The organism is Enterobacter sp. Ag1, from assembly GCA_000277545.1.
In the GTDB taxonomy this organism is placed as follows: Bacteria; Pseudomonadota; Gammaproteobacteria; order Enterobacterales; family Enterobacteriaceae; genus Cedecea.
In genome coordinates, this window is record AKXM01000008.1 from 57742 (window position 1) to 73429 (window position 15688).

Genomic DNA, 15688 nt, shown 5'->3' on the forward strand with positions numbered 1-15688 from the left:
TTTCACACAGCGATTCTCAAGGAAAAATTTTGGTCTATACAGAACAACCAAAAAATGATAACCCTATGAAAATCTTAAACTTCATTGTTTACTTATAAAGCAAAACGGCGGCTCAACGTTCAAAGCCTGCCTAAGACTGAACGCCATGCCACCGTTTACCCCGCTCTCCTCCATGACAGCGACTTAAAACAGAATTTATGCCTTAGCTAGCAGCTTCTGAATGCTTTCGCGAAACTTCTGGCCTTCCTTGTGGTTGCGCAGCCCGTACTGGACGAACGCCTGCATATAGCCCATTTTCTTACCACAGTCGTAGCTCTCGCCGGTCATCTGCATCACTTCAACCGGCTGAGTTTCATTCAATACCGCGATGGCATCCGTGAGCTGAATACGCCCCCATGCACCCGGTTCTGTTTTTTCCAGCAACGGCCAAATATCAGCCGAAAGCACATAACGTCCAACGGCTGCAAGATCGGAGTCCAGCGTTTGCGGCTGGTCAGGTTTTTCAACAAACTCGACCATACGGCTCACCTGCCCTTCATTCTGCAGCGGTTCTTTCGTGGTGATCACAGAATATGCCGCCAGATCTTCATTTGGCATGTGCTTAGCAAGAACCTGAGTTCGCCCCGTTTCATTGAAGCGAGCCACCATTGCTGCCAGGTTATAGCGCAGCGGGTCGGCAGTAGCCCCATCAAGCACAACATCCGGCAGTACCACAACAAAAGGACTGTTACCCACGATAGGCTGTGCGCAAAGTATAGAGTGCCCCAGCCCAAGCGGTTGGGCCTGACGAACGTTCATGATGGTGACGCCTGGCGGGCAAATAGACTGGACTTCGGCCAGCAGCTGACGCTTAACGCGCTGTTCAAGCAGGGCTTCCAGCTCGTATGAGGTGTCGAAGTGGTTTTCAACAGCATTCTTGGAAGAGTGGGTTACCAGCACGATTTCTTTGATACCAGCGGCAACAATTTCGTCGACAATGTACTGGATCATCGGCTTATCAACGATAGGCAGCATCTCTTTAGGAATCGCCTTAGTGGCAGGCAGCATATGCATGCCCAAACCGGCTACCGGGATAACTGCTTTTAAATTAGTCATTCTTAGTCCCACCTCTAAATGGTTGGAAGATTATAGTCTTTTCGTGCTCTGATGCCAGCATGAATTTATTAAACGAATGATTCATGCTAGCGCCATAGAAGTGTCAACGAAATATGTCAATGTCGCTATTTCAGCCTTCGTTGACTCAGAATTGTCGTAAAAGGGGTTGCATTATTATTTACTTACTTTTGAGAGCGCAAAATTAAGATTCTCACCGTTGACGTGCAGCTGATCGATCCGGTCTATGTCTACCGAGCTTTGCCCCCTTTCATTTACTGCGTGAATATTCGCCAGCGACAGCAGTGTGCCGTCTTTGGCCATGAACTTGCCGCGCACATCCTTGCGGAGGTCGAAGTTCAGCTTCAGGGCTGGTCCTGCCGTAGAAAGCTGCATTACGTTGATATTTCGCATGAAAAGGTGCTGAGGTTTGTTATGAAACTCAAGCGAGGCGCGCTTGAGTGTGACGTTATTCAGTGCCACAAAGGAGGTTGCGTTCCCGGATGAGATCTGAATGCCGCGCAGAGGGCTACTCAGTTCGCTATTATCGAGTTTAATATCGCTTAACTTAAAGTTTTGCGGAATAGACAGGTAATTTCCCTTAATGATGCCATAACCAATCAGCATCCCGGCGCTGTTAACCATATCCACATCGTCAATGACAAAGTTATCGCAGCCATATATTGCCACGGTTGCGTTATCAATCCCTGCCGTGCGGCTAAAGCTCGGATTAATATTGCGCGCCTTTACGTTACGTATAAGGAAATGCTTCCCATTCTCAACATGGACTAATTGCCGGCAGTTGCTGCCGGTAATGTTGGCCACAACGAAGTTTTTTACCGCCTGATCTTCGGGATAATTATTGTCATATGTGCTGCCCGCCAGCCCAATACCTATTCCCCAGTTAATCTTTCCATTAGTACAGTTAATGTTGTCAATAACGTGGTCGGAAATCAGCAGGTCGTGGTCGTTGATCGCCACATTCCACTCAATGGCATCCCCTTGCAGATGGCTGAAGTGGCCGTTGGTGATACGCACATTCTCCATCCGGTTGTGAAACCCCTGCCGCAGGATGGCGTAGTTGGCATCATGTACCGTGATGTTGTCGATAGTCAGATTGCGCATAGTCCGGTTATCTTTCCCGCCAATGTAAATCTGCGCCACATTGACAAACCCGCTCATATCTATGCCCTTGATCGTACAGTCGGATCCCCTCACATCCAGCGTGATGTTGTTAAATCGCCCTTTTCCCTCCCCGACTATCTGGCAGCTATCCTGCAGTACAAATCGCCCTTTGCCATTCCCTTTCAGCCCACCAGCCACATGAAGCGTTTTCCCCTGCGGCATAAAAATGGCGGTATTCATGCTGTCACAGACAACGTCTGCCGGGACTTCAACCACATCCGCTGCGGCAAACGCCTTGTTAAACGCGGCGATCCAATCGGCCTGGTAGAAATCTTTGATGTTTACCTGTGTTCCCCGGCCAATGGCGTTTACCGTGCCGGGAATAAGGGATGTCGCTGCTAACGCAGAGCCTGCGGCGAGCAGTTTGCGGCGAGACGCAGAGAAAGGAAGATGCTTCAGTGAATTGCTTTTCGACATAAGTCCTCAGCATAAGATTCGGTGATTTATAGCGTCTGAAGCTGACGGGCAAGCTGCTGGTAGATAACCTGCTGATTGAACTGGCCGGCGACTTTCTCTCTTGCCCGAGCCAGTATTAACTGCAGGTCACTTTCTGGCACAGCAGCCGCAACCTGTAGCTTATCGGCGAGCGCAAAAGCATCCTTTTCCGGCACCAGCCAGCCCGACTCATCGGCGTCGATAAGCTCAGGAATACCGCTATGAACGGTAGACACGACCGGAATGCCAACGGCCATCGCCTCCATCAGCGCCACGGGGATGCCTTCCATATCCCCGTCTTCGCCGGTCACCGAAGGAAGCAAGAACAGGTCGGCCTGGTCCAGCATCGCCTTCACTTCATGGCTCGGCTTAAACCCGGGCATAAAGACCACGTCCTCCAGCTGCAATTGCTCAATCAGCGTCTTCAGACGACGCTCCCAGGGGCCAATGCCTAAAATGTTGTAGCGAAATGCCACGCCGCGCGCCTTCAGCAGGCGGCAGGCTTCAATGGCAAAATGTAACCCTTTTTTTTCCGTCAGCCGCGCCACCGAGATAATCTCCAGCGTCGCCCCCGGCGTTTTCATGGGTCTTAAAGAAAACTTGTCCATATCCACGCCCATCCTAGAGACCGCAATTTTGCTCTCCGGGCAGCCCATGTTCTTCAGGCGGCTGGCCCAGAGATTGCTGATGGGTAGCATTAAGTCCCCGCGCTCAAACAGCTGCCTGTATTCCGGCGTATAGTGAGCCAGCGCATCCCGGTGCGAGATATCAATCCCGTGAAACACGGTGGCAATTTTGCCGTTGAGCACGCCAAGCTCCTTCAGCTTGGTGGCCGTAACGCCCGCCGGGCCAAAGTGAGCAATAAAAACGTCGGCCTCAAGCGGCTGTTTCTGCCGGCCACAAATCGAGGACAGGATCAGATTGCGGGCTTCATCGCCATAGCGCGTGCGGTTAAGCGCTCGCCATGTGTTGCCTCGCAAAGCCCCCCGCAGCGTATTCCACGCCCGGTTTTTCAGCTTCGCGACTTTACCTTCTGGCTCGTCGAGCAGCCAGACGGTTTTTTCCGAAAGCCCATAGCTTTTAAACGCCGCGTGGGTATTGGTCATGTCGCCCTTTTGCAGGGCAACAATCTCAACCTCGTGGCCCATGTCGATAAAAGCGGTTATCTGATTCAGCACAAAAGTTTCCGACGCCAGGGGAAACTTCAGCAGGAAGAAACCGACCTTCATTTATCCTCCTTAACTCGCTCAAGCACCGAGCGCACCATGTTCATGCCGTTAGCACGCTCAGCGCTCACTGCCGCCGTAAGACGTTGGTTAATCGCGGGCAATTGCCCCAAAACATCCGCAACTACGCCCTGCAAAGAGCCGTCCAGCAACTGGCGAATATCAATAGCCATTTCTGGCATCCCCAGTTGCTGCATGATGCCCGCAGATTTGTGCTCGTAGTTGATGGCGATAGCTGGCGTGCCGAAGTTCATCGAAATAATGGCCGAGTGGAGACGCGTGCCCACCGTGAGCTCGCAGGCAGCAAAAATCTTGCCCATTTCCAGGTCGTTCAGCTCGTCCATCACAACGTGGTAGTCATCGGGCTGGTTGATGTACTGGCGGATATTGAGCGCCACCATGCGGTCGTCTTTGTTATAGCTGTCGATGCCGGTGCAGGTGGAAAGCGCCAGGACCTGATAGCCCTGTTCAATCGTGCGATTTACCACTTCGGCAAAGGCCTTCTCGTAGGCTTCCTGGGTGGTGCCGAGGCGTTTATCAAACGGCGCCAGTTCGCGGAGCGTAATCGCCACGGTTCTCTTTCTCTCGACCACGCCCAGCCAGTGCTTAACCGCATAACCCGGCACAAAATCCTCTTCATGCTGCGCCACCAGCCACGCCGTATCGACGCCCTGTTCCACCTTGCTGGTGTCGATTTGGCTTTGCTTCATCAACTCCAGGCTTACGGTTTCGCGCAGAATCAGGGATTTCGCGTGCCCAAAGACGTAGTTCGCCAGCTGGTTAAACTGCGGCTCCTGGAACGGGCCCACGCTGTGGCCAACCATATAAACCGGCTTGCGGGCCATGAAGCTGCACAGCGCGTGCTCAAACTGCGTGACGCCATAAAGATCGACAAAGAAAGAGCCGCCCACCTGAATAATCGCGTCGTATTCCTGCAGCGATTTCACAAAATCAATAAACCCCTGTGGGATGGCGATGTTACGCAGCCGCCCGGTGTTGCTTGCTTTCGCTACCAGCACATGGTGCTGATATTTACGGCGCAGGACTTTTTTGACCCGCCCGACCAGCCCGGCGGCGTTGTTATACCGCTTCATCTGCTTGTAGAGCCCGTCACCCAGCACCGGGCGCCCCAGCAGCCAGGCAGAACTGACCGGGTAGCGGCTCATCACATCCACATGAATGCTGTCATCAAGCGTCGTGATGGCGTCAATCAACCCGCGTAAAATGGCGCTATCACCGCGGTTGCCGCAAGTATGGTTGCCAAGAATAAGTAATTTCATATCGACCTCTAACTTTATGACAAAGGGGAAAATGTGGTTTCCCCTCTTTGTTGTTCTTAGCCAGCGCGGAGCAGCGCTTTCAGGCGTTCGCTGCGGCAAAACTGCCGCTTCAGTTCAACGATCAGCGCATTGCGGGACAAAATAATCATCATGATAAACGCCGCCGCTCCCGCGACGACCTGTGCCGCCAGCAACATCGCCAGAGGCAAATGCCCGGTCAGCGCGATGCCTAGCCCGGCGCTGACAATCAGCGTTGGGAGTGAGAGATAAAAAGGCAGCCAGATGCTGAGGATGTATTCCCGATAGCTGGAGCCCAGCACGGGTTTAATCATGATGAAATAGCTGAGCACGGTGTTCACAACCTGAACCAGCAGGAAACCGAGCGTCACGCCGAGCGCGCCGCCGAGCTGGCCGCCGACAATAATCGCCGGAATAAACAGGCAGGTTTTAAACACGTTGAATTTGAAGCTGATGTCCACGCGCGCTTTGGCCATCAGCAGCGAACCGATGGGATTCCCGATGGAACGCAGCAGGCCAACAACGCACAACAGCTGCAGGATGGGCGTGATGAACTGCCACTTCTCCCCAAACACCAGCGGGACGAAGTTATTGGAGACCACCATCAGCCCCAGCAGCACCGGGAAATTAATGATGCCCACAATCGACAACAGCTTGTAAAAATTTACCCGGAGCTTCGCCGTGTCGTCCTGAATTTTGGCAAACGCCGGAAACAGCACGCGGGTGATGATCGGGTTGAGCTTCATCGGCGGCACGACGGCCACGTTATAAGCCAGGTTATAGCCGCCGGCGACCCCAGCCCCGAGAATACGCGCCAGTACCAGCGTGGAAAGGTTGGTATTGACGTAGTTGATCACGCTGTCAGCGGTCAGCCAGGCGCCAAACTTCAGGTTGGAATTCACCGACTTTAGGGAGAAGTGGAAGCCAGGGCGGTAAATCTTGCGGCCAAAGAAGCCAAACAGTGAGGTACGAACGACGGTATTCACCAGGTAACCGATGATTGCCGTGATGGCAAACGGGTAGTACATCGCCGCCGTCACGGTGACGCTGAACCCCACCAGCACGGACACAGTCTCAATCGAGCCGATTTTTGAAAACTCCAGCTCCTTTTGCATCAGGGCGCGAAACTGCTGCCCGTGAGGGATGACAATAAAAGCAAAGGCCAGCGTTTTAATCAGCGGCGACAGGTCCGGGTTATGCAGCACGCCGGCAATCACATCGCTCAGTAAAAACACCGCGATGCACACCAGCACGCCCAGCCCGACATTCAGCCAGTAGAGCGTGGTCAACTCCAGCTGGCTTATCTCTTTGCGCTGAATAATCGAGTTGGCGATACCAAAATCAGACAGCGTATCGGCCAGGGCGATGATCACCAGCGACACCGTCAGCAGGCCAAACTGGTGGTTATCAATAGTTCTGGCCAGAATCGTCATCTGCGCCAGCCCTAAACCAATAATGATCACCGTTGCAATCGCGGACCACTTCGCCCCGCTGATGGTTTTTTCTCTCAGGCTCATGTTGGATTCCGGTCAGTATGCCGCTTTGTGAACAAAGCCTTTGAAAACGGTCAGGAAGACAATCTTGATGTCGAACCACAGGCTCCACTCGCGAATGTATTCCAGGTCGAACTCCACGCGCTTTTCCATCTTGTCAAGCGTATCCGTTTCCCCGCGCCAGCCGTTAATTTGCGCCCAGCCGGTAATGCCCGGTTTGACCTTGTGGCGCAGCATGTAGCCTTCTATTAACGCGCGATATTGCTCGTTATGCGCCACGGCATGGGGACGAGGGCCGACGATGGACATACCGCCCAGCAGCACGTTGACAAACTGCGGCAGTTCGTCGAGGGAGGTGCGGCGCAGAAAGCTGCCTACCGGCGTGATGCGCGAATCCCCCTTCGTGGCCTGCACAACCACCGCGTCGTTTTCCATCACCTTCATAGAGCGGAATTTCCACACTTTGATTGGCTTGCCGTCCATGCCGTAGCGCGTCTGGCGGAAAATAACCGGCCCGGGCGAAGTCAGTTTCACCGCCAGGCTAATACAAAGCAGAACCGGGGAAATGAGCAGCAGGATAAAAGAGGAGAGCACGATATCTTCCAGCCGTTTGAGTACGCTGTTAAAGCCACTCAAAGGCGTTTCAAACAGGGGCACAACCGGCACGCCGTTGACCTCTTCGGTGCGGGCATTAAGGATATTAAAGGTGAAAACATCGGGGATCAGCAGTACCGAACAGGTGGTATCCGCCAGCTCACTCACCAGCTTTTTAATGCGTGACTCGTGGCTCATTTCCATCGCGATATAGACTTTATCAATTTGGCCGCTGCGGGCGTCCGCCACCAGCGTATTGAAGTTGCCAATATAGCTAACCAGGGCACCTGCAGGCGGCTCATCGTCATACACGCCAAGCACGTTGAAGCCGAGCCACGGTTCATTCTTGAAGCTCTGCGCCAGCATCTGTCCGACCGGCAAAGAGCCCGCAATGGCAACGCGTCGCGTATTAAAACCTTTATTACGCAGCCAGCCTGCGGCAAAACGGATCCATGACCGGCAGATAACCATCCCCACACCGGCCAAGGCATACCAGGCCAGATAAACCCAGAAAGAGCCATCAAAATCGCTGTTAAACGCCAGCAGCCCGGCGCTGAAAACCACGCTCAGCGTCCAGTTTTGCAGCAACAGGAATAGCTCGCTGGACATTTTCACCCCGCGCCATGAACGGTAAAAATCCGTCATCCCACCGATCATCTGGAATACAACGAGGGTTAATAAAGCCATCAGCAAATGCATATAGAGAAAAGGCAAAGCGTTAGCCTTGCAAACCATCCATAGCCCGGCAAACATGATGCTGATGTCAGAAAAACGTTGCACCATAGAGATCAACGATGCGTTGGTTTTTGGCAGCTCGCGCTTTTTTAGATTTGTCATCGTTTTACCTTTGAAAGTTGTCGCATCGGTGTTTTCCCCCTCACCCCAGCCCTCTCCCCACGGGGGAGAGGGGGAAAAGCTGGCACCTGACTATTCCCTCTCCACTGGAGAGTGAGAGAAAAGCTGGCACTTGATATTCCCTCTCCCTTCCAGGGAGAGGGTCAGGGTGAGGGTTAAACACCTCAATACGGCAGATTATTGGTTCAGCAGAGCCATAATTTCCTGCGTTCGCGCCTGCATCAGCGCCTCGTTTCCGCGAGACTCCACGTTCAGGCGCACCACAGGCTCGGTGTTAGAGCTGCGCAGGTTGAAGCGCCAGTCGCCAAACGCCATGCTGATGCCGTCCGTGTGGTCAATCTCTGCCGCGTGCGGGCCGAAATGCGCGCGAACACGTTCAATCGCCTCTGCCGGTGCTTCCAGCTTGCTGTTGATTTCACCGCTGGCCGGCCACGCCGCCATGCGATCCTCGACCAGCTCGCCCAGCGTTTTACCCTTCAGACACAGCAATTCGGTCACCAGCAGCCACGGGATCATCCCGCTGTCGCAATAGGCAAAATCGCGGAAATAGTGATGGGCGCTCATCTCCCCGCCGTAAATGGCATCCTCTTCACGCATCCGCTCTTTGATAAACGCATGCCCGGTTTTCGACATCACCGGCTGGCCGCCCGCACGCTCGACGATATCGACCGTGTTCCAGGACAGGCGCGGATCGTGAATGATTTTTGCCCCAGGCTGTTTCTCAAGAAACGCCGCCGCCAGCAGGCCCACGATGTAGTACCCCTCGATAAACTGCCCTTTCTCGTCGAACAGGAAGCAGCGGTCAAAGTCCCCGTCGAAGGCAATGCCCATATCCGCCCCGTGCGCAATCACCGCGTCGCGCGTATCGGCGCGGCACTCCGGCAACAGCGGGTTAGGAATGCCGTTCGGGAAATTGCCGTCCGGCGTGTTGTGCACCTTCACAAACGTCAGCGGCACGTTGAGCGCCTTAAAGCGGGCTTCGATGGCGTCCACAATCGGGCCGGCCGCGCCGTTACCGGAGTTCACCACCAGCTTCAGCGGCTTGATGTGGCTGACGTTGATGTACGAGAAAAGATGGTCGAGATAAGCGTCTACCACCGACACTTTCTGATAGCTGCCGCGCGCCGCCTCATTCACCGGCGGGAAGTCGTTGGCTTCCGCCAGGCGCTGTACGTCCCGCAGGCCGGTGTCACCGCTGATAGGGCGAGCTCCCTGGCGCACCAGCTTCATGCCGTTGTAGTCCATCGGGTTGTGGCTGGCGGTCACTTCGATGCCGCCGTCCACGTTCAGATGCCAGGTGGCAAAGTAAATCTCTTCGGTGCCGGACAGGCCGATATCCAGCACGTCCACGCCCGCATCCTGCAGGCCGCGCGCCAGCGCCTGTTTCAGCGATTCGCTGGTCAGACGCACGTCGCCGCCCAGCACGATAGTTTTTGGCTTCAGGTACTCGCCGTAGGCGCGGCCGATGCGCCAGGCGATGTCTTCATTTAGCTCGTCGCCCAGGCGGCCGCGGATGTCGTAGGCTTTAAAACAGGTCAGTTGCTGCATGATTTCGCTCCTTCGGGCAACAGTTACCCAACCCACGGGTCTTTGGCCCGTGGAGCTTGTTTTTTAGTCAGGGATTAAATACGTCCGTAGCGATCCTGGAAGCGGACGATGTCGTCTTCTTCCAGATAGGTACCGGAGCGGACCTCAATCAGGTCGAGGGGAATTTTGCCGGGGTTTTCCAGGCAGTGGGTCATGCCGAGCGGAATGTAGATAGACTCGTTTTCACCCAGCAGCTTAATCTCATCCCCCAGAGTGACTTTGGCGGTGCCCGCCACCACAATCCAGTGTTCGGCGCGGTGGTGGTGCATTTGCAGCGAGAGCCCTTCGCCAGGCTTAACGGTGATGCGCTTCACCTGGTAACGCTCCCCGGCGTCGATGGAGTCGTATTTCCCCCACGGGCGGTAAACTTCCCGATGGTTATGGTGCTCGTGGCGGCCATCACCTTTGATGCGCTCCACCACTTTCTTCACGTTCTGTACGTGGTCACGGTCGGCAATCAGCACCGCATCTTTGGTTTGCACCACGACCAGGTCTTTCACCCCCACGGTAGTGACCAGGCCGGATTCGGCATAGATGTAGCTGTTTTCGGTTTCATGACTGATGACATCGCCGTGATGTACGTTCCCTTCCGGGCTCTTGGCGCTGATTTCCCACAGCGAGGACCACGAGCCCACATCGCTCCAGCCGGCGTCCATCGGCACCACCACCGCATCGGCGGTTTTTTCCATTACCGCATAGTCGATAGACTCATCCGGGCAGGCCAGGAACGCCTGCTCATCCACGCGAACGAAATCCAGATCCGGGTCAACGCCCGCCATGGCTTTTTCGCAGGCGGCCAGAATGTCGGGGCGAAACTTCGCCAGCTCTTCCAGATAGCGGCCCGCGCGGAACAGGAACATGCCGCTGTTCCAGTAGTATTCGCCGCAGGCGACATAGGCCTGGGCGGTGGAGAGATCGGGTTTTTCGACAAACTGCGCGACGCTAAACGCCAGGGCATCGGCGCCATTTTCCGGCGTCGCCACTGCGCCACGGCGAATATAGCCGTAGCCCGTTTCCGGCAGGTCGGGGACGATCCCGAAGGTCACCAGCTTGCCTGCTTCCGCATAAGGCATCGCGCACCGCACCGCCTCGCGGAAGGCTTCTTCATTCTGGATGACGTGATCGGCGGCGAGGATCAGCATCAGCGGGTCCTGCTGCGACTGGTTACGCAGCGCGGCCAGGGCGGCCAGCGCAATGGCTGGCGCGGTGTTGCGCCCGGCCGGTTCCAGCACGATATTTTCGGTCAGTTTACTTAGCTGGCGCAGCTGCTCGGCGACAATAAAGCGGTGTTCCTCATTGCAAATCACCACCGGGCTTTCGCACTCTACCCCGTTCAGGCGATTAATGGTGGTTTGCAGCATGGTCAGATCCCCTTTCAGGCAGAGGAACTGCTTGGGGTACAGCACGCGGGACAGCGGCCAGAGACGGCTCCCGTTTCCGCCCGCCATGATCACCGGATAGAGTTGTGACTGACTCATCATTTATCCCCGAATGTCAGCAATAAATTGGCTTAACACGTTCTCTTTTTCGAGCGTGCGTTCGGCATATTCACGTGCCGTCGTGTTGTGTTGTGGCAGCTGCAGACAGCGTTCAATGCCCGCCGCCAGCGCATCGGCGGATTCAGGCATCACGCAAACCGCAATGCCCGGATACGCTTCGCAAAGCTGGCCCAGCTCTGTTTCAGGCTCGGCGGTAATCACCGCATTGCCGCCGACGGCCAGGATATTGGTAAGTTTTGACGGCAGGACGGCGTCCGCCGCTCCCCGGCGCTGGATAACCAGATGACAATCGGCCAGGCAGAGCAGCGCGGGCAGCGCGTCGTAAGACTGAAGCGGGTGGAACACCACGTTACTCAGCCCGTGAACGTGCACCAGTTTTTCGAGCCTCTCTTTACCGCCGCCCTGGCCCACAATCACGAACAGATACGGGCTCTCAGAGAAGCGGCCCGCCACTTCAATCACCGTTTCCAGCCCCTGTTTTTCGCCGATGTTGCCGGAGTAAAGAATGATTTTTTTATCTTCCGGCAGGTTGAGCGCCTGGCGCACGCCCTGGGTTTGCGCCGGATCAACGTCACGGAAACGCGCCACTTCCGACCAGTTAGGGAAAAAAATCACCCGCTGTGGGTCGACGCCTTTCTCGGTAGCCTTGTTCATCATCGAGCGAGAAATGGTGGAGACGTTATCAACGTTGTGCAGTCCGCTTTTTTCAAAGCGCTGGGCCAGGCGAGCAATTTTTCCCGGTGTCTTTCCGGCCATACCGAGGCCGAGCATCGCGTCCACCTCGTAGTCCTGAATGTGCAGCAGCGTGCGCGCCCCGCTCAGTTTTGCCAGCAGGCGCATCCCCGGCACGCAAAACAGCGTCGGCACCACGCCAATGACCCGGTCTGGCTTCCAGCTGCGCTGCGCCAGAAGCGGGAAAAATGAACTCAGCGCGAAGCTGCCCAGGTGAATCAGGCGCTTCAGCGTCGAAGGCTGCTTCGGCACATACAGCGGGCAGCGCCAGACGGTCGCTTTCCCCTGCTCTTTTCTGTATTTCCACGCCGAGTAGTCCGGGTGCACGCGCCAGACCGGATAATAAGGCGGCGCGGTGATCACCCGCACCTCATGGCCCCGGCTGGTCATCCACTCCACCATTTCACCGGTGTACTTGCCGATGCCGGTCAGCTCCGGGGAATAGTTAATGCCGTAGACCAGAATTTTCATAAGCCCGGTACCTTCCCTTTGCCCTGGGTGATGAAGTAAGCACGGCTGTTGTCGTGCACGTCTTCCCGCTTGAGCAGCGCTTCCGGCGTCAGCCAGCAGTACGCTTTGTGCTGCTCAGCAGGCAGGTTCAGCTGTTTGTCGTCCACCCGCAGGCGGAAACCCAGCACCACGTAATGGGTCGAGAAATCCTTCCCGGAGAAGTTATCGCCGTAGAAATGCTGCCAGACGCCGTAAAACTCCGCGTCCAGCAGAGTGAACGATTTGCCCAGCTCAGCCTCGGTGAGACGAATAAAAGCATTCGCCAGCGTTTCGTTCTTCAGCACCCTGCCCCCCGGCACAAACCAAAAGCCCTTCGCAGGGCGATTGGTCCGCAAACCCAGCAGGAATTCGCCCGCCTGGTTTTCGACGATAAGGTCGATGGAGATCAGCGGCGTGGCGCTCACTACGGTGGCAAAATCTTCCGCGCTCAAAAACATGCTTACCCCCGGAACCGCTGCTGATTTTCGAGGAACCACTGGTAAGTTCTGGCGAGGCCCGCCTCCAGGGAAATCTCGTGATACCAGCCGAGGCGATGCAGGCGGGATACATCCAGCAGCTTGCGCGGCGTGCCGTCAGGTTTGGTGGCGTCAAACACCACGCGCCCCCGGTAGCCGGTCACTTTGGCCAGCGTCTGCGCCAGCTCACGGATAGTGCAGTCCACGCCGGTGCCGACGTTAATGTGTGACAGCATCGGGTCGGTATTCTCCTGCCACACTTCCCGATCCAGCTCCATCACGTGAATGCTGGCTGCCGCCATGTCGTCGACGTGTAAGAACTCACGCATCGGCGTGCCGCTGCCCCATACCACCACGTCCGGGGCATTCTCCTGGGTGGCCTCATGGAAGCGGCGCAGCAGGGCCGGAATAACGTGAGAGTTGCTCGGGTGGAAGTTGTCGTTCGGCCCGTACAGATTGGTCGGCATCACCGAGCGGTAATCCCGCCCGTACTGGCGGTTGTAGGACTCGCACAGCTTGATCCCGGCAATCTTGGCAATCGCATACGGCTCGTTCGTGGCTTCAAGCGTGCCCTGCAGCAGCTCACTTTCGGCCATCGGCTGCTTCGCCATCTTCGGGTAAATACAGGATGAGCCGAGGAACAACAGTTTGTTCACGCCGTGCGTGTGCGCGGCATGAATAATGTTGCTTTCGATCATCATGTTCTCGTAGATAAACTCTGCCGGGAACGTGTTATTGGCGACGATACCGCCCACTTTTGCCGCCGCCAGGTAAACCTGGTCGATTTTCTCGCTGGCGAAGAAGGCATTAACGTCCCCTGCGTCCAGCAGATTCAGCTCATCGCGCCCGCGCAGCACCAGCTCAACGTCATCGCGCTGCCCGAGCTGGCGGACGATGGCCGAGCCGACCATCCCACGGTGACCGGCAACAAAGATACGTTTTTTATTCATGCTCAGGACTCCAGCGCGATGGCGACCTCATAACCATGGGACTTCAGCAGAGAGTGTTTCTTCGCCGCTTCAAGGTCTTTGGCTACCATTTCACCAACCATCTCCTGCAGGGTAATTTCCGGCTTCCAGCCAAGCGTTTCGTGCGCTTTGGTTGGGTCGCCCAGCAGGGTTTCCACTTCCGCAGGACGGAAGTAACGCGGATCAACGGAGACGATAACGTCGCCTGGTTTCACGCCCGGTGCGTCGTGACCCGTGACGGAAACCACAATGCCTTTCTCTTCCACGCCCTGACCCTCAAAGCGCAGTTTGATGCCGAGCTGAGCCGCCGCCATTTCTACGAACTGACGCACGGAGTACTGCACGCCGGTGGCGATCACGAAGTCTTCCGGTTTTTCCTGCTGCAGCATCATCCACTGCATTTTCACGTAGTCTTTGGCGTGGCCCCAGTCGCGCAGGGAATCCATGTTGCCGAGGTACAGGCACTTCTCCAGGCCCTGAGCGATGTTGGCAATCGCGCGGGTAATTTTGCGAGTGACGAAGGTTTCGCCGCGACGCGGAGATTCGTGGTTGAACAGAATGCCGTTACAGGCATACATGCCGTAGGATTCACGGTAGTTGACGGTGATCCAGTAGGCGTAAAGCTTGGCAACTGCGTAGGGGGAACGTGGGTAGAAAGGCGTGGTTTCTTTCTGTGGGATCTCCTGCACCAGGCCGTACAGCTCTGAAGTGGATGCCTGGTAGAAGCGCGTTTTCTTTTCGAGGCCGAGGAAGCGAATGGCTTCCAGCAGGCGCAGGGTGCCCATCGCATCCACGTCCGCGGTGTATTCCGGTGACTCAAAAGAAACCGCGACATGGCTCATCGCGCCCAGGTTGTAGACTTCATCCGGCTGCACTTCGGACAAAATACGGGTCAGGTTGGAGGTATCGGTCAGGTCGCCATAGTGCAGATGGAATTTTGGGTTACCCGCGTGCGGATCCTGATAAATGTGGTCCACGCGTTCGGTATTGAAAGAAGAGGCGCGGCGCTTGATACCGTGGACTTCATAGCCTTTTTCCAGCAGGAATTCCGCCAGGTAAGAGCCGTCTTGTCCGGTGACACCCGTAATGAGAGCTACTTTAGTCATGATAATTTATCCTCTGTGAACATTTTTATTGGCCCTTACCCCTCACTCCCTGTCTCTCCGCAGAGGGAGATGAACAGTCACAAACAGAGCAAGGGTGAAAGCATTACGCGCGGTCGCGTATTTTTACTGCCGGGTTTCCCCGGCAAACGGCATTCGCCGGTAATGATTTATAAACGCTGCTCCGGGCTCCCACGACACAGCCATCGCCTATCGTGACGCCCGGGGAAACAAATACATCCGTTGCCAGCCAGCATTTTTCGCCGATAACAATCGGTGACTGGGTAATATCGAAATGCTGACTCATATAATCGTGACTGCCGGTGCACAAATAACATTTTTGCGACACCACGGAATTTGCGCCAATGCTAATTTCACCGAGGGTATAGAGCACGACATCATCGCCAACCCAGGCATAATCTCCGAGCGTTAACTTCCATGGGTAGGTAATTTTCACCGAGGGGCGAATAACAACCTTCTTGCCTACCTTCGCCCCAAAAACACGTAATAAAAAGGCACGCCACGGATATAAAACTTGCGGAGACCAGGCAAATAAAGTGGCCTGAACCGCCCACCACAACTGCACTTTAATGCCGCTCGCGCCGCGAAATCCCCTCGGTACACTGAAGCCGCTTAAATCCTGCATAATATTTCCT

General features: G+C 55.5%; 13 protein-coding genes. All 13 read right to left on the reverse strand.

The genetic code is table 11. The annotated features are described in order from the left end of the window. Positions 1-195 precede the first annotated feature (195 nt). The gene (galF, locus tag A936_RS04495) at positions 196-1095 is read right to left on the reverse strand and encodes a UTP--glucose-1-phosphate uridylyltransferase GalF (RefSeq protein WP_008455063.1); all 900 of its coding nucleotides are present in this window, start codon (positions 1093-1095) and stop codon (positions 196-198) included. Positions 1096-1269: 174 nt separating this feature from the next. Further along, positions 1270-2694, reverse strand: coding sequence for a colanic acid biosynthesis protein WcaM (wcaM, locus tag A936_RS04500; RefSeq protein ID WP_008455064.1), 1425 nt, complete (start codon positions 2692-2694; stop codon positions 1270-1272). A 26-nt stretch (positions 2695-2720) separates the two neighbouring features. After that, the gene (wcaL, locus tag A936_RS04505) at positions 2721-3941 is read right to left on the reverse strand and encodes a colanic acid biosynthesis glycosyltransferase WcaL (protein WP_008455065.1); all 1221 of its coding nucleotides are present in this window, start codon (positions 3939-3941) and stop codon (positions 2721-2723) included. After that, positions 3938-5218 (reverse strand): colanic acid biosynthesis pyruvyl transferase WcaK, encoded by a 1281-nt coding sequence (gene wcaK / locus A936_RS04510; protein ID WP_008455066.1) that lies wholly within the window; start codon positions 5216-5218, stop codon positions 3938-3940. Before wcaK ends, wcaL begins: the two co-directional genes overlap by 4 nt. Positions 5219-5274: 56 nt before the next feature. Next, complete coding sequence (locus A936_RS04515; RefSeq protein WP_008455067.1) at positions 5275-6753, reverse strand: MOP flippase family protein; 1479 nt, start codon at positions 6751-6753, stop codon at positions 5275-5277. Between the two features lie 12 nt (positions 6754-6765). Further along, on the reverse strand, positions 6766-8160 hold the full coding sequence (wcaJ, locus tag A936_RS04520) for an undecaprenyl-phosphate glucose phosphotransferase (RefSeq protein ID WP_008455068.1): 1395 nt from the start codon (positions 8158-8160) through the stop codon (positions 6766-6768). 195 nt (positions 8161-8355) lie between these two features. Further along, positions 8356-9726, reverse strand: coding sequence for a phosphomannomutase CpsG (cpsG, locus tag A936_RS04525; protein WP_008455069.1), 1371 nt, complete (start codon positions 9724-9726; stop codon positions 8356-8358). 74 nt (positions 9727-9800) lie between these two features. After that, entirely contained in the window at positions 9801-11243 is a 1443-nt protein-coding gene (gene cpsB / locus A936_RS04530) for a mannose-1-phosphate guanyltransferase (RefSeq protein WP_008455070.1), read from the reverse strand. 3 nt (positions 11244-11246) lie between these two features. Then, complete coding sequence (gene wcaI, locus A936_RS04535) at positions 11247-12467, reverse strand: colanic acid biosynthesis fucosyltransferase WcaI (RefSeq protein ID WP_008455072.1); 1221 nt, start codon at positions 12465-12467, stop codon at positions 11247-11249. Continuing rightward, entirely contained in the window at positions 12464-12943 is a 480-nt protein-coding gene (locus A936_RS04540) for a GDP-mannose mannosyl hydrolase (RefSeq protein WP_008455075.1), read from the reverse strand. Before A936_RS04540 ends, wcaI begins: the two co-directional genes overlap by 4 nt. Before the next feature lie 2 nt (positions 12944-12945). After that, the gene (gene fcl / locus A936_RS04545; protein WP_008455076.1) at positions 12946-13911 is read right to left on the reverse strand and encodes a GDP-L-fucose synthase; all 966 of its coding nucleotides are present in this window, start codon (positions 13909-13911) and stop codon (positions 12946-12948) included. A 2-nt stretch (positions 13912-13913) separates the two neighbouring features. Continuing rightward, positions 13914-15035: a GDP-mannose 4,6-dehydratase gene (gmd, locus tag A936_RS04550; protein WP_008455078.1), complete on the reverse strand. Its 1122-nt coding sequence runs from the start codon at positions 15033-15035 to the stop codon at positions 13914-13916. A 103-nt stretch (positions 15036-15138) separates the two neighbouring features. Further along, a complete protein-coding gene (wcaF, locus tag A936_RS04555) occupies positions 15139-15678 on the reverse strand; it encodes a colanic acid biosynthesis acetyltransferase WcaF (RefSeq protein WP_008455080.1) in 540 nt (179 codons plus the stop codon). Positions 15679-15688: the final 10 nt, after the last annotated feature.

Excerpts from the sequence above, each read along its gene's own strand:
- galF (WP_008455063.1), bottom strand. The coding sequence starts at position 1,095 with ATGACTAATTTAAAAGCAGTTATCCCGGTAGCCGGTTTGGGCATGCAT.
- wcaM (WP_008455064.1), bottom strand. The coding sequence starts at position 2,694 with ATGTCGAAAAGCAATTCACTGAAGCATCTTCCTTTCTCTGCGTCTCGC.
- wcaL (WP_008455065.1), bottom strand. The coding sequence starts at position 3,941 with ATGAAGGTCGGTTTCTTCCTGCTGAAGTTTCCCCTGGCGTCGGAAACT.
- wcaK (WP_008455066.1), bottom strand. The coding sequence starts at position 5,218 with ATGAAATTACTTATTCTTGGCAACCATACTTGCGGCAACCGCGGTGAT.
- A936_RS04515 (WP_008455067.1), bottom strand. The coding sequence starts at position 6,753 with ATGAGCCTGAGAGAAAAAACCATCAGCGGGGCGAAGTGGTCCGCGATT.
- wcaJ (WP_008455068.1), bottom strand. The coding sequence starts at position 8,160 with ATGACAAATCTAAAAAAGCGCGAGCTGCCAAAAACCAACGCATCGTTG.
- cpsG (WP_008455069.1), bottom strand. The coding sequence starts at position 9,726 with ATGCAGCAACTGACCTGTTTTAAAGCCTACGACATCCGCGGCCGCCTG.
- cpsB (WP_008455070.1), bottom strand. The coding sequence starts at position 11,243 with ATGAGTCAGTCACAACTCTATCCGGTGATCATGGCGGGCGGAAACGGG.
- wcaI (WP_008455072.1), bottom strand. The coding sequence starts at position 12,467 with ATGAAAATTCTGGTCTACGGCATTAACTATTCCCCGGAGCTGACCGGC.
- A936_RS04540 (WP_008455075.1), bottom strand. The coding sequence starts at position 12,943 with ATGTTTTTGAGCGCGGAAGATTTTGCCACCGTAGTGAGCGCCACGCCG.
- fcl (WP_008455076.1), bottom strand. The coding sequence starts at position 13,911 with ATGAATAAAAAACGTATCTTTGTTGCCGGTCACCGTGGGATGGTCGGC.
- gmd (WP_008455078.1), bottom strand. The coding sequence starts at position 15,035 with ATGACTAAAGTAGCTCTCATTACGGGTGTCACCGGACAAGACGGCTCT.
- wcaF (WP_008455080.1), bottom strand. The coding sequence starts at position 15,678 with ATGCAGGATTTAAGCGGCTTCAGTGTACCGAGGGGATTTCGCGGCGCG.